The sequence below is a fragment of the Arenimonas sp. genome, assembly GCF_044353605.1.
GTDB lineage: Bacteria > Pseudomonadota > Gammaproteobacteria > Xanthomonadales > Xanthomonadaceae > Arenimonas.
In genome coordinates this window covers 175,421-199,822 of sequence record NZ_JBILBO010000002.1, presented here as the reverse complement: position 1 = coordinate 199,822, position 24,402 = coordinate 175,421, and the positions used below count along the sequence as shown (strand labels likewise).

Sequence of the window (24,402 nt, the reverse complement as noted above, 5' to 3'; positions counted from 1 at the left end):
AATATTTTGGCCAGGTTCGAATCATTTTATCAGGTGGCGCATGCTTGCGTACGCCTCAGAAACGGCGGACTTCCAGTATGCCGGGCACGGCATCCAGCTTACCCAGAAGCGCGCTGAGCTGTCCGAAATCAGCGACCTTGAGGTTCATTTTCAATTCAGCCATCGGGCCGCCCTGCGATAAGGTATTGACGCCGGCGATATTGACGTTGGCCTGCGCAATCAAATTGGTCAGATCCTTCAGCAGCCATTTGCGGTCATAGGCGCGGATGAGGATGGAAACCTCGTAGCGGCCGTCTTCGCGGCTACCCCAATTCACCGGCAGTTCGCGCTCCGGGTGCTGCGAAATCAAATAGGCCGCGCTGGCGCAATTGGCACGGTGGATGCTGACCCCTTTGCCTTTGGTCAAATAACCGACAATGGCATCTCCGGGGACCGGCTGGCAGCAGCGCGCCAGCTGCATCAGCAGATTGCCGACACCCTCCACGGTCATGTCGCTGCGTCCGGTCGCCTTGCGCGGTGCCGGCACCCGCCGTATAGGCAAAACTTCGGATGCGGGTTGCAGGTGTTCGTGCAGGGCGCGGGTAATCAGACTGGGACTGATATCGCCAAGTGCCAGCGCGATGCACAATTCATCGCGGTCGGGAAGTTTGAATTTGTCGAGCACCGGTTTCAGATCAACCTGCATCAAAGCGACACGACGCAATTCCTTTTCCAGCATCTCGCGGCCGTCTTCGAGATTGCGTTGACGGTCGAGCCGGAAGAAATACGCGCGGACCTTGTCGCGCGAACGCGAGCTGGCCAGATAGCCGTTGGATGCCAACAGCCAATCGCGTTTGGGTGAACCGGTTTTTCCGGTCATGATTTCAATGCGGTCGCCGGAATTCGGACGGTATTCCAGCGGCACGATCCGGCCGTTGACCTTGGCGCCACGGCAGCGATGACCGACATCGGTATGCACGTGATAAGCGAAATCAAGTACGGTGCCCCCCGTCGGCAGGTCGATGACCTCACCTTTGGGTGTCAGCAGGTACTTGCGGTCTTCAACCAGCTCAGTGCCCAGACCGGCCATCAAAACGGTTTCATCGGCACCCTTGCTGTTTTCCAACAGCTGCCGCATCTGTGCGATTTTCTTTTCAAACTCGCCCTGGGCCTTGCCGCCTTCCTTGTAACGCCAGTGCGCCGCCACGCCCATCTCGGCATGCTCATGCATTTTGCGGGTCCGGATCTGCACTTCCAGGCCGAGTCCGTCGGGGCCGATGACCGCCGTATGCAGACTCTGGTAATTGTTGCTTTTGGGCTGCGCGATGTAATCATCGAACTCCCCGGGAATCGGCGTCCACAATTGGTGCACCAGACCCAGCACGCTGTAGCAGGCACCGACATCATCGACCAGCACACGGATCGCACGGATATCGTAGAGCCCTTCAAAATCCAGATTCTTACGCTGCATCTTTTTCCAGATGCTGGTGATATGTTTCGGTCTGCCGGCAACATCGGCGGTGATGCCGGCCTGCGCCAGTGCCGCCTGGATCTGTTGCGTGGCCTGCCCGATGTAGCGTTCGCGCAGACCGCGCTTTTCCTGCAGCTGGCGCGCAATGGCCTGATACTGCTCCGGCTTCATGATGCGGAACGCCAGATCCTCCAGCTCCCATTTCAATTGCCAGATGCCGAGCCGGTTGGCGAGCGGCGCATGGATATCGGCAGTCAGGTGCGCCAAGGCCAAGCGCTCCGGTTCCGGCAAGGACACCGCTTTACGCATCTGCACCAACTGCCAGGCCAGTAAAACAATCAGTACGCGCAGATCCAAGATGATGGCGAGCAGCAGACGGCGGAGGCCCTCGGCATTGCCGCTGCGGCCATGCTGGCGGTAGATGTCCCAAACCTTGCGCGAGGCGGTCAGACCTTCCAACAGCCGGAGCTGTTCGGATTTCAGGGTGAAATGCTCGGTTTGCAGGGATGGTGCCAGATAAACGGCTGCCGCCACCAGCATGTCGGTATCCGCGGACAGACCGGACAGCACGTCCCAGAGCGCCAGCATATCCTCCAATCCGGCAGCATCCAGATGTTCGGCCGCACGCGCTGACACTGCCGCAAATTCAGGCTTTTGCTGCCAGTCTGCAAGTCGTTGATTCAAGCTGGGCGGGACGGCTTTAGGCACGGGCATCCGGAAAAATGCTTTACACTAGGACAGTATGACAAAAATCCGGGAGCCGGCATGAAACCTTTTCTTCTTTTTACCCTGCTTCTTTTACCGTTCGGACAGGCCATTGCCCAGCAGTCCGATGCCGCTTCGCTTCGCGAACGGATGGGGCCGGAGCAATTCAAGGCTGCCGGTCTGGACAAGCTCAGCGCCGACGAGCTCAAACAACTCGACAACTGGATTGCGGGCGTCAAAACCGTCGTGGTTGAAAAGGTCGTTGAAAAGCAGATTGAAAAGCCGGCCGAGGATTTCTCGGACATCAACAGCACCCTGGTTGGCGAATTCCGAGGCTGGCGCGGCTATACCGAATTCACACTGGCCAATGGCCAGGTTTGGATGCAGGCCGCGCCCGGAGAACTGTTCGCCAGCAAGCTGACCAACCCGAAAGTTCGATTGGTGCACAACTACATCTCCGGATGGAAGTTGCAGGTCGATGGTTACAACAGCTGGGTCAAGGTCCGGCGCATCAAGTAATCGCGCTCATCTGCCGGACCAGATGCTTGCGCGACACCGCGCCCTTGAGTGCCAGTTCCTGCGCAAATATCTGTACATTCAGTTCTTCGACATCCTGGCGGAAACGCTGAGCTTCCGGTGTATCCATCGCTGACCGTGTCATCCTTACCACCGCCTCATTGAAAGGCTTGGCGTCAAGCAGGCGCGACTGGTCTTTGACCGGATCCAACAGCGCCCGCTCCACACGCAGGTGCAGAGCTTTCAGATAACGAGGCAGCTGTTTCAGCAATGCGGCCGGATGCGCGGCAAGAAAGCCCGGAAACACCAAGCGGTCCAGATGCGCCTTGATATCGGCGAGATTGCCGCTGGCCCAGCCCATCAGCTCGGGCTTGAGCTGCGCGCGAATGCGTGCGGTGGTGGCCATGCAGTCCTGCAACAACGTCAGCACCGTCATGCTCTGTCCGAACAGTTCGGCGCCCAGCTTTTTGGCGACAGCATCGAAATCAGCACGGCTGCGGATGCCGGCATAATCATCCTGCAGCAGGGCATTGCAGGCGGCCTGCACGCAGTCGGCGCGCATGCGTTCTGCAGATTCCAGTGTGGCGTACAGCAGACCCAGTCGGGGGTCGACCGGAAGTTGTTTGGCCGCGGACTTGCGCTGATCGCGCAGGCTTTCCAGCAGCAGGTGACGGACCGCCTCCGAATGCAGGCGTTCCGCCTCCGACCTGACGGCAACGGCCCGTAAAAACACCGCCCCGTCTTCCAGCACCAGCGCCGGGAAGGCGGTCAATCCTTCGGCCGTCGCCAGTTCGGACGGAATCGTTCTGTCCGGGAACGCAGCCAGCGCCTCGTCGCCGAAATCCTGCCCCGCCTGCGCGGAGAATGCCTGCTCTGCCAATGCTGAGAAACGGTTTTTCAATGCATCCAGATCCCGGGACTGCGCCAGAATCTGACCCTGCCGGTCGGCAAGACGCAGATTGATCCGAAGGTACGCCTCCAGAACAACTTCTTTGAAATCCAGGGCTGTCAGCGGTGCTCCGGTCGTTCGGGTCAAAAAACGTGCGAGAGCACCTTCCAAGGCGTCGGCATCGCCTGCGGGATAAGCCTGAAAGAAAGCCCGTGCGAAATCGGGCGCCGGGACGTAATTACGGCGCAGCGCTTTCGGCAGTCCGCGGATCAGTGCCGTGGCTTTTTCCTCGACCAGTCCGGGTACCAGCCAGCTCAGACGTCCGTCATCCAAGGCATTCAGCAGATGTATCGGGACATCGAGGGTCACGCCATCCTCGGCCTCGCCGGGTGCGAAGGCATAATGCAATGCCAGACGGTTGTTGCCGAGCACAAAAAATTCGGGGAACAGCGCGACACCGCTCTGCTCCGCCAGCATCAGGTCGCCATGCTGCCAGAGCAGGCTTTGCTTCTTTGCTTCGGGTAGCGCCCGAAACCACTTGTCGAGCGTTTCAGAGGAATTGATTTCCGGCGGTATGCGGTCCAGATACCAGCGGGCCTGCCAATCTTCATCCACCACCAAACCGCTGCGGCGCTGCTTGGCTTCCTCATCATGGGCTTTGGCCAAAGTCTGTAGATTGCGTGAGACAAAACCCGAGCGTGTATTGATCTCTCCGGTAAGCAGGGCCTGTCGGATGAAAATGCCGCGCGCCTCCTCGGGAAACAGGCTGCCGTAGTGCACCGGTTTTTTCGCCACCAGCAGCAGTCCAAGCAGACTGATCTGGCAATGACCGACCACCCTGCCCTGACGGCGGGACCAGTGCGGATCATGGTATGTGCGCGTGAGCAGATGCGGACATTCTTCAACCAGCCAGTCGGGCTCGATACGCGCCGCCATCAAGCCCCAGACTTTCTGGGTATCCAGCAGATTGCCGACCAGGCACCAGGATGGCGGCTGTTTGGCCAAGGGCGATGCCGGAAACACGTTAAATCGACGCTGACGCGGCGCATCGAAACTGCCCTTGTCATTACGGTGGCCGATCTGCGTGGGCAATCCGGACAGCAGCGCGCGGTGAATCATACGATAATGCTGTGCGGCCGCCTTGGCATCACTGCTCTGGACCGTGAGCTTTGATTCAATGTCATCCCACGCGGTCAGCGGCCATTGCAACTCCTGGCAGCTAATCAGCAACTGGCGGTGCAACTCGCGCCATTCGCGCATGCGCAGATACGATAGGAAATGCCGTTCGCACCATTTCCGCAAATGGCTCTGACTCAGGTCTTCATGCGCCTTCCGGTAGGCCCGCCAGAGATTGATGACGCCGAGAAACTCGGAAGTCGTGTCCTGGAAAATACGATGGGCATTATCGGCGGCCTCTTTGGCATCGGCGGGCCGTTCGCGTGGATCGGGAATGCCCATGAACGCGGCAATGACGGTCATTTCATGCAAGACCTCATGAGCATTGGCAGCCACCAGCATGCGTGCCAGTTTCACATCCACTGGCAGGCGTGCCATCTGGCGGCCGATGGCGGTGAGCTGGCGCTGGCCGTCGATGGCGCCCAGTTCGGTGAGATTCTGCCAGCCGTCGTTGATGGCGCGTGCGTCCGGCATGTCGATGAACGGAAATTTCTCGAGCGCCCCCAGCCGCAGATGCAGCATGCGCAGAATGACCCCCGCCAGCGAGGCGCGTCGGATTTCCGGATCGGTGAATTCCGGCCGCTGGTTGAAATCCAACTCGCTGTAAAGCCGGTAGCAAATACCCGCCGAAATACGGCCGCAGCGGCCCTTGCGTTGGTTGGCGCTAGCCTGCGATACGGGCTCGATCTGCAAACGGTCCATCTTCTGGCGCGGAGAATAACGTTTGACCCGCGCCAGTCCCGGATCGATGACATAGCGGATGCGCGGCACCGTGAGCGAGGTTTCCGCGACATTGGTGGCCAACACGATGCGACGGCCCCGGTCGGGATGGAACACACGGTCCTGATCCTTGGCCGAGAGGCGGGCATACAGCGGCAGCACCTCGGTGGCCCGGTATTTCCGACGCGACAGCGCGAGATGGGTTTCACGGATTTCGCGCTCGCCCGGCAGGAATACCAGAATGTCGCCGAGCCCGTCCTGCGCGGTGATTTCATCCACGGTCAAGGTGATTTTTTCAGGCAAGGTCAGATCTTCGGCGCGTTCGCGGCCCGGGCGCCCGGCCCCCGGACCGGTGGCATCCTCTTGGAATTCGCGGTAACGCACTTCCACCGGATGACTGCGCCCTTCCACTTCCAGCACCGGCGCGTCGGCAAAATGCGCGGCGAAGCGGGCCGTATCGATGGTGGCTGAAGTGATGATGATTTTGAGATCGTGCCGGCGCCCGACCAATGTCTTCAGATAACCGAGCAGGAAGTCGATATTGAGGCTACGCTCATGCGCCTCATCGATGATCAGGGTGTCGTAGCGCGACAGCCAGGGATCGCTCTGGATTTCGGCCAGCAGAATGCCATCGGTCATGAATTTCAAGTAGGTGCGCTCGCCGACCCGCTCGTTGAAGCGGACCTGGAAACCAACGGCGCCGCCGACAGCCGTCTGCAGTTCCTCGGCCACGCGGTTGGCCACCGCCCGTGCGGCGATGCGGCGGGGCTGGGTGCAGCCGATCATGCCGGCAATGCCACGACCGGCAGTCAGGCAGATTTTCGGGATCTGAGTGGTCTTGCCCGAGCCGGTTTCACCGGCCACAACCACGACCGGATACTTGGCTATGAGTTGACGAAGCTGATCGGCATACTGACCGACCGGCAGGGTCTCATCGACACGCGCTTCGGGTACCCCAGCGGCACGCGCAGCATAAGCGCTTTGGCTGCCGGACAATGCTTCGGCAAAGCGCAGCGTTGCTGCGTCATCGGCTGCATTCCGTTTGGCGGCGGCCTGCAGTCGGTGCAGGCGGCCTTGGTCCTGGCTGAGGGTTTCGGGGAATACGGACATCCGGCCATTTTATCGGATTGCCCTGAAGAAAAACGGCGCCTTGCGGCGCCGTTTGGATTACTTGATCGGTTTCAGCGGACTGGCCGTGACCGTCCCTTCCTTCAGGCGCTTCTCGAAGAAGGCCAGCAGGCGGTTGGCGTAATCGATTTGATTCTCCTTGAGCACGTTACCGTGACCCTCGCCCGGGTAAATCTTCATTTCAGTCGGAGTACCGACCTTCTGCAGCGCGGCATACATCATCTCGGTCTGTTCCGGCGGACAGGTGGTGTCCTTTTCACCGGCGAACAGCATAACCGGGATGCGGATGTTGGCAGCCAGACGGGCCGGCGAATACTGCGCGACGTCATCCTGGGCGACATCACCGAAAAACGCCTTTGCCGGATTCATGCCGCCGCCGCCGTTCGTGGAATAGTTCAGCTGGGTCGGAAGATCATACGTGCCGACATTGCCGACCGCGCAGCGATAAAGTGCGGGCTCCTTGGCAGCACCCATCAGCGCAGCATAGGCACCGTAACTCGCGCCATAGATGCAGATACGATTCGGATCGGCGATGCCCTGGCTGATTGCCCAACGGGTGGCGTCGGTCAGATCGTCCTGCATGGTCTTACCCCACTGGCGGTAGCCCTTTTCCCGGAACTCTTTGCCGTAGTTACCGGAGCCCCGGAAATTGACCTGCATCACGGCATAGCCGCGACTGGCCAGCATCTGCACTTCCGGGTTATAGCCCCAGCTGTCATAGGGTCCAAACGGCCCACCGTGCGGATTCACAATCAGCGGCAGGTTCTTGCCGGATGAGCCCTTGGGGGTGGTCACGAACACCTCGATGTCGAGACCATCACGGGTTTTAAACTTCATCGGCTCCATCAGCGACAGCTTGGCTGAATCGATCCAGGATGCACGCGATACCAAATGTTCGGCTTTCTGGGTGGTGTTATCGAACAGATAATACTCGCCGGCAATGGTATCGGACTCGACCACATAGATGATTTTGTTGCCATCGTTGGTCGCGGATACCGGGTAGACATCGGAGTCCGGGAAGGAGGCCTGCAGTTTGATCAGGTTACGGGCGAACGGATTGGCTTTGTCGATGAACTCATAGCGCGGGAAGCCGTCTTCGTAACGAACGGCATACACGCTGTCATCGACCGGGGATGACAACAACACACCAGGATCAACATTGTCGTCGCGGGCAATCTGCTTTTTCTCACCGCTCTTGAAATTGTAGGTGAACAACGCGTTGGGGCCGGTATCCTGGCTCAGCGTGTAATACAGCACCTGGTTATCGGCGGAGAATGCCTTGGCCTCGAAATCCTGCCCCGTGGCTTTCTGGTCATGAATCACCACCCAATCGGCTTCTTCGCTGGCGCGCATATAAACCTTCGAATCCTTGTAGGACTTGGCCTTGATGAAACCACGCACCTGAGCGGCGTTGTCGGTCACGAACTGGCCGTAACCTTCTGTCGGCGGTTTTTTGAAGGTGGGTCGGATATCGCCGTTCTCGACGTTCATGCGACCGTAAGTACTGGATCCGGTATCCGAGGCGTACTGCACCAGCACGAATTTGTCGTCGTCCTTGAGCGTATCGAGAATCTGCGCGAAATAGCCACGGCCATAGGCCGTACCGATACTCGAGCCATCGGCATTCATGGCGTACCAGGCCCCGGTCCAGGACGGACTGGCATTGGCACCTTCACGGACCGAGGAAGTGAACAGCAGGCGCTTGTTGCTGACCCAGTAGAATTCACCGATATAGGCCTTCTCTTGGGGCTTGAACGAACCAGTAATCTGTTTAGTGGCCAAATCCATCACCACCAAAGCTCTCAATTTCTCGAAAGGCACAGTAGCGGCCAGATAACGGCCATCTGGGGAAATCTTGACTTGACTGAAACTCGAGCGCTTCCAGAAATCCTCGACCGGAATGGGCTGCGACAGCACCGGTTGCGCCGCGGCAAGCATCAGTAAAGCCAGCAAAAAGCGTTTGAATCCCATAGTAATTTCCCTGAAAACCAGTTAGAGACACTACTTTAAAGGCAATTTAGGGCAAAAACAACATTTTCGGCAACTATCGGCGCCATAGGCACAGACAACTTCACATGGCATGGACATCGGCATACACTGTTCATATCACCCGTAGCTAATGGAGTCCGTCATGAAGATTGATATCGGAATATCTGCCAAGGACCGTAAGCATATCGCCCAAGGGTTGTCGCATCTACTAGCGGATACCTACACTCTTTACCTGAAAACCCATAATTTCCATTGGAATGTGACCGGCAGCATGTTCAACACGCTGCATACCATGTTCATGGCCCAATACAACGAACTCTGGCTGTCCTTGGATGAAATCGCCGAGCGCATCCGCGCTCTGGATCATTTTGCCCCCGGTTCGGGCGCCCAATATGCCAAGCTCTCCAGTATCAAGGAAGAAACCGGCATCCCAGACTGGAAGGGTATGGTCACCCAACTGGTTGAGGGTCATGAAATCTGCGCCAAAACCGCCCGCGAGGCATTCCGACGTGCCGACGAGGCCAACGACCAGCCGACCGCTGATTTGGCCACAACCCGCATGCAGGCCCATGAAAAAACCGCCTGGATGCTGCGCTCATTACTGAAGTAAGTGTCATGGCGGTGAGTGCTGACCTGCGGCAGGTCTTCTATGCCCTCTCCGACGCACTGGATCTGGTCACGGAATTCGACGGGGAAGGCTAACATGAGCACGCCGAAATCGGCGATGTATTGCACCAAATCCTGGATGAAATGATGGCGGCGGCGTGGCTTGAATACAGCGCATTGCCCATAAACTGAAAACCCGGCCATCGGCCGGGTCATCCCTGGTGGGTCGTGAAGGATTCGAACCTTCGACCAAAAGATTAAGAGTCTTCTGCTCTACCAGCTGAGCTAACGACCCGTCAGCGTCGTCCGAAATGGTGGGTCGTGAAGGATTCGAACCTTCGACCAAAAGATTAAAAGTCTTCTGCTCTACCGACTGAGCTAACGACCCATCGAACGGACGCTCATTATAACTAAAATGGTTTCAATGTGCCACATACCGGGTGCTATCCGGAACACCGGCACTCCGAAATCCATCGGCCCGAAGCCTGCAGGCATCGCATTTCCCGCAGGCCAAGCCGGCGGCATCGGCCTGATAGCAGGACACGGTCTGGGCGAAGTCCACACCCAATCGAAGCCCTTCCCGCACGATATCGGCCTTGCTCAGGGCGATGATGGGGGTACGGATGCGCAGGGCATTGCCCTCGACGCCAGCTTGGGTGGCCAGATTGGCCATGAGCTCGAAGGCCTTGATGTATTCGGGGCGGCAGTCGGGGTAGCCCGAATAGTCCACGGCATTGACGCCGCAGAAGACATCCTGGGCACCGAGTACCTCGGCCCAAGACAGCGCCACCGACAGCATGATGGTATTGCGGGCCGGCACGTACGTCACCGGAATGCCACTGGTTGGCAACTCTGGAACCGCGATATCGGCGGTGAGTGCCGATCCGCCGAAGCTGCGCAGATCGACCCGGACTTCCTTGTGCGCAGCGGCACCGAGCATGGCGCAGACGCGATCCGCGGCCTGCAGTTCCGATTCGTGTCGCTGGCCGTAATTGACGCTCAAGGCAAAACATTCGAAGCCTTCGGTACGCGCAATGGCCAGCGTGACCGCCGAATCCATGCCGCCGGAAACCAGCACCACCGCCTTTTTCATCGCCCCTGCTCCTCGCCCCACAACTGTTTGTGCAATTGCATCTGGAAACGCACCGGTAGGCGGTCGGCAACAATCCAGTCGGCCAATTGCCGCGGTGTAACCTGGGTGTAACTGGGCGAAAACAATACCTCGCAATGTGCATTCAACTGGCGCGTGTGCAGCTCGGCTTTGGCCCATTCGTAATCGGCATGTGAACAGATCACAAACTTGAGCTGGTCATGAGGGGTCAGTTGGGCGAGATTACTCCACAAGTTCTGCGCGCATTCGCCGGAATCCGGGGTTTTGATATCGACCACGCGGGATACACGGGTATCGACCGGACTGATGTCGATGGCACCGGAGGTTTCCAGCGATACCGAAAATCCGGCGGATACCAATGCATCCAAAAGCAGGATGCAGCGTTTCTGGGCCAGCGGTTCGCCGCCGGTCACGCAGACATTGGGCACGCCGTACGCGGCAACACGGGCAACGATATCGGGAATTTCCGACCAATCGCCACCATGAAAGGCATAGGCGGTATCGCAGTAGGTGCAGCGCAATGGGCAGCCGGTCAAACGGACGAACACTGTCGGCAGCCCGGCACTGCGGGCCTCTCCCTGCAAGGACAGGAAGATCTCAGTGAGCTTCAGCCGCGGTGCAATACCGGCCACGGACTCACTGGCCAAGACTCAACCCACGCAGGCGACTGCGCGCCAGTTCGGCCACCGGATGTTCCGGATACAGCGCAATCACCCGTTCCAGCTGTTGCTTGCCTTGCGCGGTGTTTTTCAGCTCCAATTGGCAATAGGCCGATTTCAGCATGGCGTCCGGCGTCTTGCCGGAATCGGGGAACCGCTCGAGCAGGATACCGAAGCTCTTCAGCGCCAACTCGTAACTGGCCGTCGCATAGTAGCTCTCACCCAACCAATACCATGCGTTCGGGGCCAGACGGCTATCCGGGTAACTCTGCAGAAAACTCTGGAACTGTCCCGCGGCGGCAACCGCATCGCCTTGCTTGATCAGGCTGTTGTAGGCGGTCTGGTAGGCGGCATTCTCGCCGGCTGCTGCCGGCACCGGCTTGGCAGGTGACGTCGGTTTAACCGGAACAGGCGCAACCGTGACCGGTTTGGCACTCCCGCCCTCCAAGGCACTGACCCGAGAATCCATATCGATGTATTGTTCGCGGTTGCGCTGACGCGCCTGTTCCAGATCATTCTGCAGCTGCTCGATGATGGCACGCAGTGCGCGGATTTCATCCTGCATCTGCGTGGTGCGGTTGAGCAACTCCATATTGGCCTGGCCGGTACCCTGAGTCTGCGTCGCCGCCTGGCTTTCCAGTGCCGAAACACGGTCGGCCAGACTGGCGCGCTGCGCCTGCACCGGCAGAGCGGCCAACAATAGCAACAGGGTTCCGAAAGACAGGCGCATGTCTTACTTCACGCTGTAGCTGATTTCTACGCGGCGATTCTGCGACCAGCAGGATTCGTCGCTGTCGAGACAGACCGGACGCTCTTCACCGGAGCTGACCACTTCAATACGGCCGGTATCGGCGGCATTGGCGCTGAACGCGGCGTTGACGCCGTTGCCACGGCGTTCACCCAGCGCCATGTTGTATTCACGGGTACCGCGTTCATCGGCATGCCCTTCCAAACGCATGCGGGCCGAAGGACGGTCGCGCAGATATTTGGCATGACAGGCGACAATAGCTTGGTATTCCGGCTTCAGCATGTCCTGGTCGTAATCGAAATACACCACACGCTGGCGCAGACAGGTATTACTATCCAGATCGTTAGGGCCGAATGCACCTTCTTCGACGATGGCGTTGCCTTGATCGCCGGTATTGGCTTGTCCGGAAGTGTTGCTTCCGGCGTTCGGATCGACGGCTTCTTCCTTGACTTTTTTGTTACAGGCCGACAACAACACGACTGTCAGCAGAAGGGCGATTTTAAGTTGTGTTTTCATGGGAACCTCGGGTTGGCACGGATTAAAAGGGGAAGGGTTCAACGGTAAGGCGACCAGGCCGGCTCACGGACATCGCCGTCGGACAGAACTAAGCGTTGCCGTACGCGACCGTCGGCGGAAACCGCATACAGCACGCCACGACGGCCCTGTTTGGTGGCGTACAGAATCATGCTGGCATTCGGCGCGAAACTGGGCGATTCATCCAGATTTCCCGGAGAAATGGTCTGCCAGCGTCCGCTGCCGCCGAAACTGCGATCCAGCACGGCAATCCGGTAAACATTGCCGGCGCCTTGGGCCATGGCGATTTTCTTGCCGTCGAACGAGACGGTGGCACGGGCATTGTACTCCCCGGTGAAACTGACGCGCTTGGCTTCACCACCGCTGGCAGCGACTTGATAGATCTGCGGCTTGCCGCCGCGGTCGGAAGTAAACAGCAGCGATTGGCCATCCGGCATCCAGACCGCTTCGGTGTCGATGCCAAAGTGATTGGTGACCTGCTTGAGCGTACGGGTGGCGATGTCCATGGTGTAGATTTCCGGATTGCCGGATTTCGACAGAGTCAGCGCCAGTTTGGTTCCGTCCGGCGAGAACGCCGGAGCACCATTGATGCCCTTGGCGCTGGAAACCGGATCGGTGGCACCAACGCCGGTGGCAAGTTCGACGATGTAGACCGCCGAGCTGCCTTTTTGGAAGCTGACATAGGCGATGCGCTTGCCATCCGGACTCCAGGCCGGCGACAGCAAGGGTTCACGTGAGCGCACCAGGGTCTGCGGATTGAAGCCGTCGGAGTCCGCCACCATCAGGCGGTACTCGATACCTTGGCCGAGACCGGTGGCAGTGACGTAAGCGATGCGGGTGTCGAAAGCGCCACGGATGCCGAGAATTTTTTCATAAATCTGATCGGCAACCTGATGCGCGGCCCGGCGCACGTTACTGGCGCGGGCGGGCATGCTCAGCGACAGCAAGGACTGCTGCTTGGCAACATCCATCAATTCATACTGGATGCTGAAATTACCATCGGCGCCGTCAACGATGCGGCCAACCACCAAAAAGTCCTGCTTCAACTTTTTCCAGTCGGCGAAGCGGACATCGACGCCTCGGATGGGTTTATCGGTAATGGCCGCTTCATCCAGCGACTTGAACTGTCCGGACTGGTTGAGATCGTCACGGATGACTTTGGCGACATCATGAGCCGGCGCGGTACGCGCACCCTGATAGGGCATCGGCACGATGGCGATGGACAGCGCCGCTTCGTTGCCGACCACCACGCCCGCATCCAGTGCCTGTGCCATCGCTTGCAACGGCAGCCAGGCCAGCAGGAAGGTCATCAGGATTTTTCTCATTTGCAGACCTCATCGGGATAACAGAAAGTTAGGCTTACTTTACGCTGAAATACGCTTTCAAAGCCAGCGTAGGGCATCGGGGTCTTGGACAGGGCGCGCTCGATGGAGTCGCGGCCCTTGTCATCCAAGGCACAGCTGCGGAAAGCAACGTCGATCACCTCACCGCCACGTATTTGGGTGAACTCGACCTGACAGCGGGTCTGCTCTGGAATCTGAACGGTGTTCCAATTGGCGCGGGCAGTAGCGTTGATGGCGGCAAGATATTTGGCGGTGGCCGAACTGGCGTTACCGCCGCCGCCGGATGTCCGCTCGGGCGCTTTTCCGGCAGCCTGTGCGCCGGTGCCGGCAGCCAGCGCATCCAGTTTCTGGGCTTCGATTGCTTCCTGCAACATTGCCCGCTGGCGCTTCACGTCGGCCAATTGCTGTTTGATCAGACGTTGCCGGTTTTCCTCGGCGACATCCTTCTTGATGTCATCAGTCAACTCCACTTGACCCTGCTTCTGCTTCAACTTTTGTTCTTCGGCGGCGTCGCTGGGCTGCATGGCATTCCGGTTGATTTCTTCCTGAACCGTTTGATCGGGCTGGTCGACCCAGTCCTGTGCCGTTTCCTGCAATACCTCGGTACTGGTCTGCGGACGCGGCTCCGGTTTCGGCTGCCGCTGACTGGCACTGGCCAGCTCTGCGGCGCGGATGGATTCTTTCGCACGCGCCATGTCCTCGGCGGAAATCGACAGAGTGGCCGCGACCGGCTCGCCTTGGCTTGCTTGCTCAGTCTGCGGAAACACCCAAACCGATGCCAGCCAGACCAGTGCGATGAAGGCGCCATGCAACGCCAACGTATAAACCCATGCCTGCCAGTTCTGCTCGGGAATCTGCGCCATTGTTCAGTCGGCCGAGTTGCTCATCAGGCCGACCTTTTCGACACCGGCCTGCTGCAACAGCACCATGGCCTGGTAGACCGTGTCGTAACTTGCCGTACGGTCGCCGGCGACGAACACCGCAACATCCGGATTGTTCTTGACGAAAGCCGAGACTTTCGCAGTCAGTACCGCAGCATCGACTTTCTGCTGCGGTATGTCCTGCATCTTCAGGGTGTAGCTGCCGGCGGCATCAACCACGACCACAATCGGTTCTTTTTTCTGTTCGATGGATTTGGCGTTCGACTTCGGCAGGTCGATATCAACGCCGAGATTCAATAACGGCGCCGTCACCATGAAGATGATCAACAGTACCAGCATCACGTCGATGTAAGGCACGACGTTGATTTCGGATTTCAGTTTTCGCTTCTTGTGTCTGCGGGCGAAGCTGGCGTTACTCATCGGCTCAATCCTCAGGGGCGATCGGGATTGGTCTGGCGCTGCAGAATGGACGAGAACTCCTCGGCAAAACTCTCATAACGTACCGAAATGCGTTCGGATCGCGAGGAATAGCGGTTATAGGCCCACACGGCTGGAATCGCGGCGAACAATCCCATGGCGGTCGCGATGAGGGCTTCGGAAATGCCCGGGGCCACCGAGGCGATGGTGGCCTGTTTGTTGTTGGCCAAACCATGGAAGGACACCATGATGCCGAACACCGTGCCGACCAGGCCAACATACGGGGCGGTCGAACCGACATTGGCCAGCAGCTCGAGATTGTGCTCGAGCGCATCCACTTCACGGGCCAGGGTGGCGCGCATCGCGCGCTGGGCGCCCTCGACCTGGGTTCTGGCATCGACCGACACCTGCTGCAGGCGCAGACGCAGGAACTCACGGTAACCCGCTTCAAAAATAGCTTCCAGACCGGAAACGCCGCGGCTTTGGTCGGTGGCTTCACGGTAAAGCTGGTTCAGATCGGTGCCGGACCAGAACCGGTCCTCGAAATGATTGGCTTCCAGTGTGGCGGCGCGGAACACACGTGATTTGCCGAAGATGATGAACCAGCTGAGTACCGAAGCGGCAACCAGCAGCAGCATCACGATCTGCACCGGAAGACTGGCATGCAAGATCAGCTGCAGGTAATTGAGTCCACCGGCTTCGGTATCCATGGCGACGCTCTGGGCAGTGGCGGTAAGGATCTGGATTGCTGGACTCATGCACGAACTCCGTCTTGTATCAGGCTGAGCAGAGGCTCTGGAATGCCTCTGGGTTTGAATCGGGATGCCGACAGGCAGGCGATCTGCGCGCTTCCGGTGAGCAGGAGCGTCTCGTCACGCCACAGGCCGTGCTGTACGGTGAAGCTGGCACGACGGCATTCCGAAAGTGTAATGCGTACGTTCAACAAATCATCCAATTTGGCCGGTAGCAGGAAATCGATATTCATATTCCGTACAGCAAAAACCATATCGGTGGTCTCGCTCATATGACCCTGTTCATAACCGCAGCTGCGCAGCCATTCAGTGCGTGCACGTTCGAGAAAATGCAGGTAACGGGCGTGGTACACCACGCCACCGGCATCGGTATCCTCCCAGTACACACGTACCGGCCACTCGAATGCGCTCACGAGAACAGATCCGGATCGGCTTTTCCGCCGGGCATGCTCAAGCCGAAATGGCGGTAGGCTTTGGCGGTCGCCATGCGCCCGCGCGCCGTGCGCATGATAAAGCCCTGCTGGATCAGGAACGGTTCGACCACGTCCTCAAGGGTGCCGCGCTCTTCGCTGAGCGCCGCTGCCAGTGATTCCACGCCGACCGGGCCGCCGTCGAAGTTTTCCATGATCATCTTGAGAAGCCGGCGGTCGGAATCATCGAAACCCTCCGGATCCACTTTCAGCATGGCCATCGCAGCCACCGCCAGTTCGGCATCGATGCGGCCGTCGCCTTTCACCTGCGCGTAATCTCGTACCCGGCGCAACAGACGGTTGGCGATTCGCGGCGTACCGCGTGAACGGCAGGCAATTTCGCGGGCGCCGCCTTCATCGCAGGCAATCGAAAGGATGCCGGCCGAGCGCGTGACGATGCGGCAGAGCTCTTCGACCGAATAGAACTCCAGCCGCTGCACGATACCGAAACGGTCGCGCAAGGGACCGGTCAACAATCCGGCACGGGTGGTGGCGCCGATCAGGGTGAACGGCGGCAGGTCGAGTTTGATCGAGCGTGCGGCCGGACCCTCACCGATCATGATGTCGATCTGGAAATCCTCCATCGCCGGATACAGCACTTCCTCGATAACCGGCGACAACCGGTGGATTTCATCGATGAACAGCACGTCATTCGGCTGGAGGTTGGTCAGGATCGCGGCCAAATCACCGGCGCGCTCAATGACCGGGCCGGAAGTCTGTCGCACGGAAACGCCCATTTCATTGGCGATGACATGACTGAGCGTGGTTTTACCAAGCCCGGGAGGGCCAAAAATCAATACATGATCGAGCGCCTCGCTGCGCCGGCGCGCCGCTTCGATATAGATGCTCATTTGCTCGCGCACGGCCGTCTGGCCGAGATATTCGTCCAGCTTCTTCGGGCGGATGCTGGCTTCGATCAGCTCATCTTCCCGGTTCGCGGCACCGCTGACTACGCGCATTTCATCCATTGACGACAACCTTTTCCGTGAAACCCGATTCCAGCACCTAAATTACCACTTTCGTGCCCAGCTCCACCAGCCGTTCACCCGGAATGCCGAAGAATTCGGTGGCCGGCGTGGCATTGCGGGACATGAACAGGAACAGTTTGTCACGCCACAGCGCCATGTCTTGGTCATCTTTGGCAATCAGCGCTTCGCGGCTGGCGAAATAGGTGGTGTCCATCGGATCCAGAACCAGACCAGCCTCTTTCATCAGCGCCAGGGTCTTTGGAACATCAGGGTCTTCCATGTAGCCATAGCGGAAGTTGAGCCGGTAGAAGCCAGAACCCAGGTCAAGCATCGAATAACGCTCTTCCTTTTCGGCGCGCGGCACACTCAAGGTCTCGACGCTCAGCAGAATATTCTGGCTGTGCAGCACTTTATTATGTTTCAAGTTATGCAACAGCGATGGCGGCAGGTAATCGTTGGACGGAGTCATGAAGATGGCCGTCCCCGGAACCCTGACTGGCGGGTCGACCTGCACGCTCTTGATGAAGTGCTCGATGCGCAGACTCTCGCGGTTGATTTGTCCACGCACCAGATCGCGGCCATGGCGCCAGGTGCGCATGATCGTGAATACAATCAGGCCGAGCAGGACCGGAACCCAGGCGCCATGCAGGAACTTGATGGCATTGGCAGAAAACAATGCGATGTCGATGATCAGAAAGCTGAGACCAAAGAACCAGATCACCGGTGTTTTCAAACGCCAGCCCTGGGATGCCAGAATGATCATCAGGATGGTGTCGATCAACATGCTGCCGGTCACCGATACGCCATAAGCGGCAGCCATGGACGAGGAATCCTGGAAGCCGATGACCAGCATGATGACGGTAAAGAACAGGATGTAATTGACCCAAGGCACGTATATTTGGCCGATGGTATGCGCCGAGGTGTGTTTCAACTGCAGGCGCGGCAAATACCCCAGCTGGATCGCCTGCCGGGCCAACGAGAATGCCCCGGAAATAACGGCCTGCGAGGCAATGACAGCGGCCAAGGTGGCCAGCACAATCATCGGAATCAGCAGTGGCGCGGGCACCATGCTGAAGAACGGGTTGCTGGTCGCGGCTGGATTTTCCAGAATCAGGGCGCCCTGGCCGAAGTAATTCAGCACCAAAGAAGGCAACACCACCGCCATCCAGGCGTTGCGGATCGGCATTCGGCCAAAATGGCCCATATCGGCATACAGGGCTTCGCCGCCGGTCACGCACAGCACCACTGCACCCAAAAGCAACCAGGCGCCTACGCCATTTTCAATAAAGAAACTGATGCCGTACAGGGGGTTAAGCGCCAGCAGAATACCGGGATTTTTCACAATCTGCAGCAGGCCCAACAAGGCGATGCTAAAAAACCAAACCAGCATGACAGGGCCGAAAATACGGCCGACTTTTTCAGTACCGAAACGCTGGCATGAAAATAATATGACCAAAATCACCAAGGCCGCCGGTATGACGTAAGCCTCCAGCCCTGGCGCAATCACTTTCATGCCTTCAACCGCTGATAGCACCGTCATCGCCGGGGTAATCACGGCATCACCGAAGAAAAATGCGGTGCCCAAAACGCCCAGAATGCCGATGCTGTATGTCAGTGGCGATGCTATGGGCAATGCGCGCGTCACCACCGTCATCAACGACAGAATACCGCCCTCGCCGCGGTTGTCGGCGCGGGTGATGATCATCACGTACTTCAACGTAACCACCAGCAACATGGCCCAGAACACCAAAGACAGAATGCCCAGCACATTGGCTTGATTGGCGGCCAAGCCGTAGTGTTCGCCGAACGCTTCTCTCAAGGTATACAGCGGACTGGTGCCGATGTCGCCGAATACCACGCCGACGGCACCGACCATCAATGCGGTCTTCGAGGCTTTTTCATGCGAATGGACATCGCTGGACATATCAAGACCTCAATGCGGATTTCAGGGCGGCGCGGATGATGTCCTCCGCGCTATCGGTGGATTTGGCATCTTTCACCATGCGCGAAATTTCAGCCGGTTTGTAGCCCAGCTGCTGCAGCGCGATGCTGGCTTCGCTGATGGCATCGGCCGGCATGGCAGAACCGCCGCCAAGCGCTACCGGCATCTGCTGACTACGCTCGCGCAGCTCGACAATCATCCGCTCGGCGGTTTTCTTGCCGATACCGGGAATTTTGACCAGAGCGGCAATGTCGCCGTTTTGCAGCATACGCGTGAATTCATTGACGCTGCTGCCCGAAAGGACCGCCAGCGCAATCTTGGCACCGATCCCGGAGACTTTCTGGACATCGCGGAACAGGCGGCGTTCGGCTTCGGTGGCGAATCCATACAGAGCCACCGCATCCTCACGCACCGCATAGTGGGTGATCAGGGCGACCGCTTCGCCGGCCGCCGGCAGGTCGTAGTAGGTCGACATCGGCACTTCCAGCTCATAACCGACACCGCCGACTTCGAGCAGAATCCAGGGCGCCTGTTTGCTGATGAGGGTACCGCGCAATCGTCCGATCATTTCCTGCTCCAGACCTGCCGCGCCGAGATGCCGATGCGGTTGGCGGTGGCACGCACATTGGCGTGGGTGACGGCGACCGCCAGGGCATCGGCGGCGTCGGCTTGTATTTTACCATTGAGGTTCAGCAGAACGCCCATCATGTGCTGGACCTGCACCTTGTCGGCACCGCCCTTGCCAACGACCGCCAGCTTGATTTCCTTGGCGGCGTACTCGTGGATCGGCAGATCACGCAGCACCGCCGCACACATGGCAGCGCCGCGTGCCTGGCCGAGTTTGAGTGCAGAATCGGGATTGCGCGCCATGAACACCTTCTCGATGGCGACTTCCTGCGGCTGGAACCGGGTAATCAGGGCATCCAGCTCATCGAGCAGCACTTTCAGACGTTGTGGAAAATTCTCGGCAACCAGAAGCACGATCGGCTGATGGTGCACATGCGTAATCCGCCCGGCGGCATCGACATCGATGATGCCGACGCCGGTGCGCTGCGAGCCTGGATCAATGCCGAGGATGCGGACGGTCACGTATCAGGATTCGAGTTCGGCGTTGGAATACACGTTCTGGACATCGTCGAGGTCTTCCAGCATATCGAGCAGCTTGAGCACCTGCTCGGCGGTTTCACCGCCGATTTTGATGTCATTGTCGGCGCGCATGGTCACACTGGCTTCTTCGGGCACCAGACCGGTGGCCTGCATCGAGATCTTGACCGCCTCGAACTGCTCGGGCGCGGTGATGACGTCGATGGCGCCGTCTTCCGGATAGACCACGATGTCGTCAGCACCGGCTTCGATGGCAGCTTCGGTCACCGCATCCTCATTGGACCCGGCCGGAAAGCTGATGACGCCGCATTTGCGGAACATGAAGGCGACCGAACCGTCGGTACCGAGATTGCCACCGTACTTGCTGAAGGCATGGCGGACATCGGAAACCGTCCGCACTTTATTGTCGGTCATGCAGTCAACGATAACCGCCACGCCGCCGGGAGCATACCCTTCATAGCGCAGCTCTTCGTAATTGACGCCCTCGAGCTCACCGGTTGCTTTCTTGATGGCACGCTCCATCACATCCTTGGCCATATTGGCGGACAAGGCCTTGTCCATCGCCAAGCGAAGCCGCGGATTGCCGGCCGGATCACCGCCGCCCTGCCGGGCAGCGACCGAAATTTCACGGATCAGCTTGGTGAAAATCTTGCCGCGGCGGGCGTCCTGTGCGCCTTTGCGTCCGGCAATTGCCATTAATCGGCCCATAAACACTCTCGGATTGCAAAACAATGGCCAATTATAGGCTTTTCCGATGGCTTTGGCTTGTTCAGTCTTCGCGATTCAAGAGGGTCAGGACCTGCTTGATGACGGCTTTCGAAAACAGCTGTCCACTGTGGCTGACCGGAACCGTCAAATGCACGTGTAGACCCGGAATGCGTGTTTCCGATAAAGCCACGCTGCCGTCATTGGTCTCGTCGAAACGATGCACGAATCGACCCAATCCCTTCGGATCGGTGCCGGCAATCACCGAAACATCCAGCCCATCAGGAACCTGCGTGAAACCACGGGATAACAATGCGGTGCTGCGCCCTGCCAGAAATCCCACGGGCGTATTCCGGTAGCGACGTACCACCCGGCTGCCGGCCAATGGCGAACCCACGCAAAGAATGCGGCCGCGGAAATCTCCGCATCCGGTTAACGCCTCCAAGGCAATCAAACCGCCCAGACTGTGCGCAAGGATGTCGGTATCCGGCTCTGCCAAGGCCTCGGCGCGCAGACGCGCTTCTGCCCGCTCCGGATGTTGTAGCAGGGAACGATAAGAGAAATACTGTGTGCGGTAACCGGCCGCACGCAATTGCCGCGCCCAGTAATACAGAGCCGGTGCATGCATCCACAAGCCATGCACGAGCAGGACACGACGCGCCATAATTTACTGCGGGTCGCGGACTTTCACATGCAGCTCGGCCAGCTGCACATCCGGGATCGCAGACGGTGCACTGGTCAGCAGGCATTGTGCCGATGCGGTTTTCGGGAAGGCGATGACATCGCGGATCGAATCGGTACCTGCCATCAGCGCGGCGATGCGATCGATGCCGAATGCAATACCGCCGTGCGGTGGAGCGCCGTACTGAAGTGCTTCCAGCAGGAAACCGAACTTGACCTGCGCTTCTTCCTTGGAGATGCCCAGCAGATCGAATACCGTGCTCTGCATCGCGGTACGATGGATACGCACCGAACCGCCGCCGATTTCGTTGCCATTGAGCACCATGTCGTAACCGCGGCTGACCGCAGTCTTGGCATTGGCGACCAGATCATCGACATCGTCCACCTTCGGTGCGGTGAACGGATGGTGCAGCGCCATGTAACGCTGCGCATCCTCGTCCCACTCGAACATCGGGAAATCGGTGATCCACAGCGGCGCCCAGCCTTCGGCAACCAGATGCAGATCCTTGGCCACTTTCAAGCGCAGCGCGCCCATGAAGTCGCATACGGTTTTGTAAGCACCGGCACCGAAGAACAGGATGTCGCCGTTGTTGGCCTGTGCGTCCTGCAGCACGGCGGTCAGGGTGGCGTCATCGAGGAATTTGGCAATCGGCGAATTGATGCCCTCGCGTCCCTTCAACAAATCCTCGACTTTCAGCCAGGCCAAGCCCTTGGCGCCGTATTTGGCGCAATAGGCGCCGAGATCGTCGATTTGCTTGCGAGACAGCGCCGCGCCGCCGGGCACGCGCAGAACCGCAACGCGGCCCTCGGCATGATTGGCCCAGTCGGTGAACACTTTGAATCCGGAATTCTTGACCAAATCGGCCACGTCCACCAGCTCCAGCGCGATGCGCAGATCTGGCTTGTCGGAGCCGTAACGGCGCATGGCCTCGGCATAGGTCAGGCGCGGGAACGGATTGGCCAATTCAACGCCCTGCACTTCCTTGAAGATGGTACGGATCATGCCTTCGACAAAATCCTGAATGTCCTGTTCGGTGATGAAGGCGAACTCCATGTCGAGCTGGGTGAATTCAGGCTGACGGTCAGCGCGCAGGTCTTCGTCGCGGAAGCAGCGGGCGATCTGGTAGTAGCGGTCCATGCCGGCCATCATCAGCAGCTGTTTGAACAGCTGCGGCGACTGCGGCAGGGCGAAAAATTCGCCCGGGTGCACGCGGCTCGGCACCAGATAGTCACGTGCGCCTTCCGGCGTGGCCTTCGTTAAAATCGGGGTTTCGATATCCTGGAAACCGTCGGAATCCAGGAAGCGGCGCAGTGCCTGCACCAGCGCCGTGCGCTTGCGCATGGTCTTCTGCATTTCCGGGCGGCGCAGATCAAGATAGCGGTAACGCAGGCGGATGTCCTCGCCGGGATTCTCATGGTTGTAAAACGGCAGACTGGCCGAAGCGTTCAGGATCTCGATGCGCTCAGCCAGCACTTCCACGGCACCGGTGGCGATCTTGCTGTTGACGCTGTGGCGCGCACGCACGCTACCGGTCACCCGCAGGCAGTACTCGTAACCGACCTTTTCGGCATCGGCGAATGCCGGGTTATCCGGCTCGGCCACCACCTGCACGATGCCCTCGTGGTCACGCAGATCGATGAAGCAGACGCCACCCAGATTCCGGGACACATCCGCCCAGCCGCACAGGGTGATGGTTTGGCCGATGTGGGATTCGTTGATTTGACCGCAGTAATGGCTACGCATGGGGCTTTGGGCTCTTGGCTGTCTCGAACCCGCTATTTTAAAGGACAGGCCGGTCATGTGCGCGCTTTTCGGTGCTTTTTTGCCGATTGCCGGCCCAATCGCCCGCCGAACCGGATACCGAACCCGTTTTGAACCACGCCGGTTACTTTTCGGTTCAGAAATGGCGCGGTATAGTGGCTCGAACCGCCTCACATGGGAGTCCGCTGATGATCCGTCTCGTTATCGCCCTTTTTATGGCCAGTCTGAGTTTCGGTGCCGAGGCACAATCCAAGCCCCCGGTCGATACAAGGGCCTATGCGCCAGAGAACATCGGTTCGCTGCCGGTGCCCGATCAGATCCGCGTCATCGAAAAGGAATACCGCGAACAATCCCGCGGCCGCCAGATTCCCGATGACCAGCTGGATTTTTACCTGGACCAGATCAAATTCTCGCGCTGGACCTTCAGCAAGATCAAAAATGACATTGCCGTGTCCCTTCGCGGCAACAGCACTGGCAACTGGAATCCGCCACCGGGCGGTAACTGGAACCCGGGCAATGTCATCTGCTCCAGCAAGGACAGCCGCTACAACGAATGCCGTACGCCTTTCCGCGGCCGCGCGCGTCTGGTTGAAAATATTTCCGACACGCGCTGCGTTGAAGGCCGCAACTGGGGCTCGCGCCAAGGCCTCATTTGGGTCGATGATGGCTGTCGCGGCCGATTCGTCGATTCCGGAACCGGTTGGGGAAGCAGCGGCGGCAATGGGAACAACGGCCAGACCTTCCGCTGTGAAAGCGACGGCGGCCGTTACCGCGAATGCCGCAAACCCTATAGCGGCAATACCGTTCTGGTTCGCCAGCTATCCAGTAACCGCTGCACCGAGGGCTACAGCTGGGGCGAGAAGCGCGACATTATCTGGGTCTCCAACGGCTGCCGTGGCGAATTCCAGGTCCGCGGTGGCAATGGCGGCTCCGGTGGCAACTGGAATAACGGATACACCGTGACCTGCTCGAGCTATAACGGCGCCCTGCGTACCTGCGCCTGGGACCGCAACCGCGGCGAACCGCGCCTGATCGAGCGCTTGGCCGGCCGTTGCGCTGAAGGCATCGACTGGGATTACGACGGCCGTGGCCTGTGGGTCAAAAACAGCTGCAGCGCCCGTTTCGGCACCCGCTGATACACATCGA

22 protein-coding genes and 2 tRNA genes are annotated in these 24,402 nt (G+C 58.9%); 3 read left to right on the top strand and 21 right to left on the bottom strand.

From position 1 onward, the window contains the following. Positions 1-55 precede the first annotated feature (55 nt). Positions 56-2,164 carry a bifunctional (p)ppGpp synthetase/guanosine-3',5'-bis(diphosphate) 3'-pyrophosphohydrolase gene (locus tag ACIQ1A_RS02250; protein WP_395769453.1) on the bottom strand — a complete coding sequence of 703 codons (2,109 nt, stop codon included), beginning with the start codon at positions 2,162-2,164 and terminating at the stop codon, positions 56-58. Between the two features lie 51 nt (positions 2,165-2,215). On the opposite strand from ACIQ1A_RS02250, the gene ACIQ1A_RS02245 reads away from it, so the two are divergent. Continuing rightward, positions 2,216-2,674 (top strand): hypothetical protein, encoded by a 459-nt coding sequence (locus ACIQ1A_RS02245; RefSeq protein WP_395769452.1) that lies wholly within the window; start codon positions 2,216-2,218, stop codon positions 2,672-2,674. Here the strand turns inward: ACIQ1A_RS02245 and hrpA are convergent. Both hrpA and ACIQ1A_RS02235 read right to left on the bottom strand, forming a co-directional pair. After that, positions 2,667-6,566: an ATP-dependent RNA helicase HrpA gene (gene hrpA, locus ACIQ1A_RS02240; protein ID WP_395769451.1), complete on the bottom strand. Its 3,900-nt coding sequence runs from the start codon at positions 6,564-6,566 to the stop codon at positions 2,667-2,669. The genes ACIQ1A_RS02245 and hrpA overlap by 8 nt on opposite strands. Before the next feature lie 57 nt (positions 6,567-6,623). Beyond that, entirely contained in the window at positions 6,624-8,555 is a 1,932-nt protein-coding gene (locus ACIQ1A_RS02235; RefSeq protein WP_395769450.1) for a prolyl oligopeptidase family serine peptidase, read from the bottom strand. A 160-nt stretch (positions 8,556-8,715) separates the two neighbouring features. Here ACIQ1A_RS02235 and ACIQ1A_RS02230 point away from each other — a divergent pair, with 160 nt between their 5' ends. After that, positions 8,716-9,183: a Dps family protein gene (locus tag ACIQ1A_RS02230; protein ID WP_395769449.1), complete on the top strand. Its 468-nt coding sequence runs from the start codon at positions 8,716-8,718 to the stop codon at positions 9,181-9,183. 215 nt (positions 9,184-9,398) lie between these two features. Here ACIQ1A_RS02230 and ACIQ1A_RS02225 read toward each other — a convergent pair. From ACIQ1A_RS02225 to aspS, 18 genes are all read right to left on the bottom strand, one after another. Beyond that, positions 9,399-9,474 (bottom strand) — tRNA-Lys (locus ACIQ1A_RS02225). Between the two features lie 17 nt (positions 9,475-9,491). Next, a tRNA-Lys gene (locus tag ACIQ1A_RS02220) sits at positions 9,492-9,567 on the bottom strand. Positions 9,568-9,600: 33 nt separating this feature from the next. After that, positions 9,601-10,272, bottom strand: coding sequence for a 7-cyano-7-deazaguanine synthase QueC (gene queC, locus ACIQ1A_RS02215; RefSeq protein WP_395769448.1), 672 nt, complete (start codon positions 10,270-10,272; stop codon positions 9,601-9,603). After that, entirely contained in the window at positions 10,269-10,937 is a 669-nt protein-coding gene (gene queE / locus ACIQ1A_RS02210; protein WP_395769447.1) for a 7-carboxy-7-deazaguanine synthase QueE, read from the bottom strand. The genes queC and queE overlap by 4 nt, the downstream gene beginning before the upstream one ends. Further along, entirely contained in the window at positions 10,927-11,679 is a 753-nt protein-coding gene (gene ybgF, locus ACIQ1A_RS02205; protein WP_395769446.1) for a tol-pal system protein YbgF, read from the bottom strand. The genes queE and ybgF overlap by 11 nt, the downstream gene beginning before the upstream one ends. Positions 11,680-11,682: 3 nt before the next feature. Then, positions 11,683-12,213, bottom strand: a complete 531-nt coding sequence (gene pal, locus ACIQ1A_RS02200; protein ID WP_395769445.1) for a peptidoglycan-associated lipoprotein Pal — start codon at positions 12,211-12,213, stop codon at positions 11,683-11,685. Between the two features lie 38 nt (positions 12,214-12,251). Then, the gene (tolB, locus tag ACIQ1A_RS02195; RefSeq protein ID WP_395769444.1) at positions 12,252-13,556 is read right to left on the bottom strand and encodes a Tol-Pal system beta propeller repeat protein TolB; all 1,305 of its coding nucleotides are present in this window, start codon (positions 13,554-13,556) and stop codon (positions 12,252-12,254) included. Then, positions 13,553-14,437, bottom strand: coding sequence for a hypothetical protein (locus tag ACIQ1A_RS02190; protein WP_395769443.1), 885 nt, complete (start codon positions 14,435-14,437; stop codon positions 13,553-13,555). The genes tolB and ACIQ1A_RS02190 overlap by 4 nt, the downstream gene beginning before the upstream one ends. 3 nt (positions 14,438-14,440) lie before the next feature. Then, positions 14,441-14,875: a protein TolR gene (tolR, locus tag ACIQ1A_RS02185; protein ID WP_395769442.1), complete on the bottom strand. Its 435-nt coding sequence runs from the start codon at positions 14,873-14,875 to the stop codon at positions 14,441-14,443. An 11-nt stretch (positions 14,876-14,886) separates the two neighbouring features. Next, complete coding sequence (gene tolQ, locus ACIQ1A_RS02180) at positions 14,887-15,630, bottom strand: protein TolQ (RefSeq protein ID WP_395769441.1); 744 nt, start codon at positions 15,628-15,630, stop codon at positions 14,887-14,889. Continuing rightward, positions 15,627-16,037: a tol-pal system-associated acyl-CoA thioesterase gene (ybgC, locus tag ACIQ1A_RS02175; RefSeq protein ID WP_395769440.1), complete on the bottom strand. Its 411-nt coding sequence runs from the start codon at positions 16,035-16,037 to the stop codon at positions 15,627-15,629. The genes tolQ and ybgC overlap by 4 nt, the downstream gene beginning before the upstream one ends. Next, positions 16,034-17,062, bottom strand: coding sequence for a Holliday junction branch migration DNA helicase RuvB (ruvB, locus tag ACIQ1A_RS02170; protein ID WP_395769439.1), 1,029 nt, complete (start codon positions 17,060-17,062; stop codon positions 16,034-16,036). The genes ybgC and ruvB overlap by 4 nt, the downstream gene beginning before the upstream one ends. Positions 17,063-17,099: 37 nt before the next feature. After that, a complete protein-coding gene (locus tag ACIQ1A_RS02165; RefSeq protein ID WP_395769438.1) occupies positions 17,100-18,986 on the bottom strand; it encodes a potassium transporter Kup in 1,887 nt (628 codons plus the stop codon). Between the two features lies 1 nt (position 18,987). Further along, positions 18,988-19,572, bottom strand: a complete 585-nt coding sequence (gene ruvA / locus ACIQ1A_RS02160) for a Holliday junction branch migration protein RuvA (RefSeq protein ID WP_395769437.1) — start codon at positions 19,570-19,572, stop codon at positions 18,988-18,990. Further along, positions 19,569-20,093: a crossover junction endodeoxyribonuclease RuvC gene (ruvC, locus tag ACIQ1A_RS02155; protein ID WP_395769436.1), complete on the bottom strand. Its 525-nt coding sequence runs from the start codon at positions 20,091-20,093 to the stop codon at positions 19,569-19,571. Before ruvC ends, ruvA begins: the two co-directional genes overlap by 4 nt. Before the next feature lie 3 nt (positions 20,094-20,096). Continuing rightward, positions 20,097-20,816 carry a YebC/PmpR family DNA-binding transcriptional regulator gene (locus ACIQ1A_RS02150; protein ID WP_395769435.1) on the bottom strand — a complete coding sequence of 240 codons (720 nt, stop codon included), beginning with the start codon at positions 20,814-20,816 and terminating at the stop codon, positions 20,097-20,099. 61 nt (positions 20,817-20,877) lie between these two features. After that, positions 20,878-21,477: an esterase/lipase family protein gene (locus ACIQ1A_RS02145; RefSeq protein ID WP_395769434.1), complete on the bottom strand. Its 600-nt coding sequence runs from the start codon at positions 21,475-21,477 to the stop codon at positions 20,878-20,880. A gap of 3 nt (positions 21,478-21,480) precedes the next feature. Beyond that, complete coding sequence (gene aspS, locus ACIQ1A_RS02140) at positions 21,481-23,238, bottom strand: aspartate--tRNA ligase (protein WP_395769433.1); 1,758 nt, start codon at positions 23,236-23,238, stop codon at positions 21,481-21,483. Between the two features lie 206 nt (positions 23,239-23,444). Between aspS and ACIQ1A_RS02135 the strand changes: the two genes are divergently transcribed. Next, positions 23,445-24,392 carry a DUF3011 domain-containing protein gene (locus ACIQ1A_RS02135; RefSeq protein WP_395769432.1) on the top strand — a complete coding sequence of 316 codons (948 nt, stop codon included), beginning with the start codon at positions 23,445-23,447 and terminating at the stop codon, positions 24,390-24,392. The last annotated feature ends 10 nt before the right edge of the window (positions 24,393-24,402 follow it).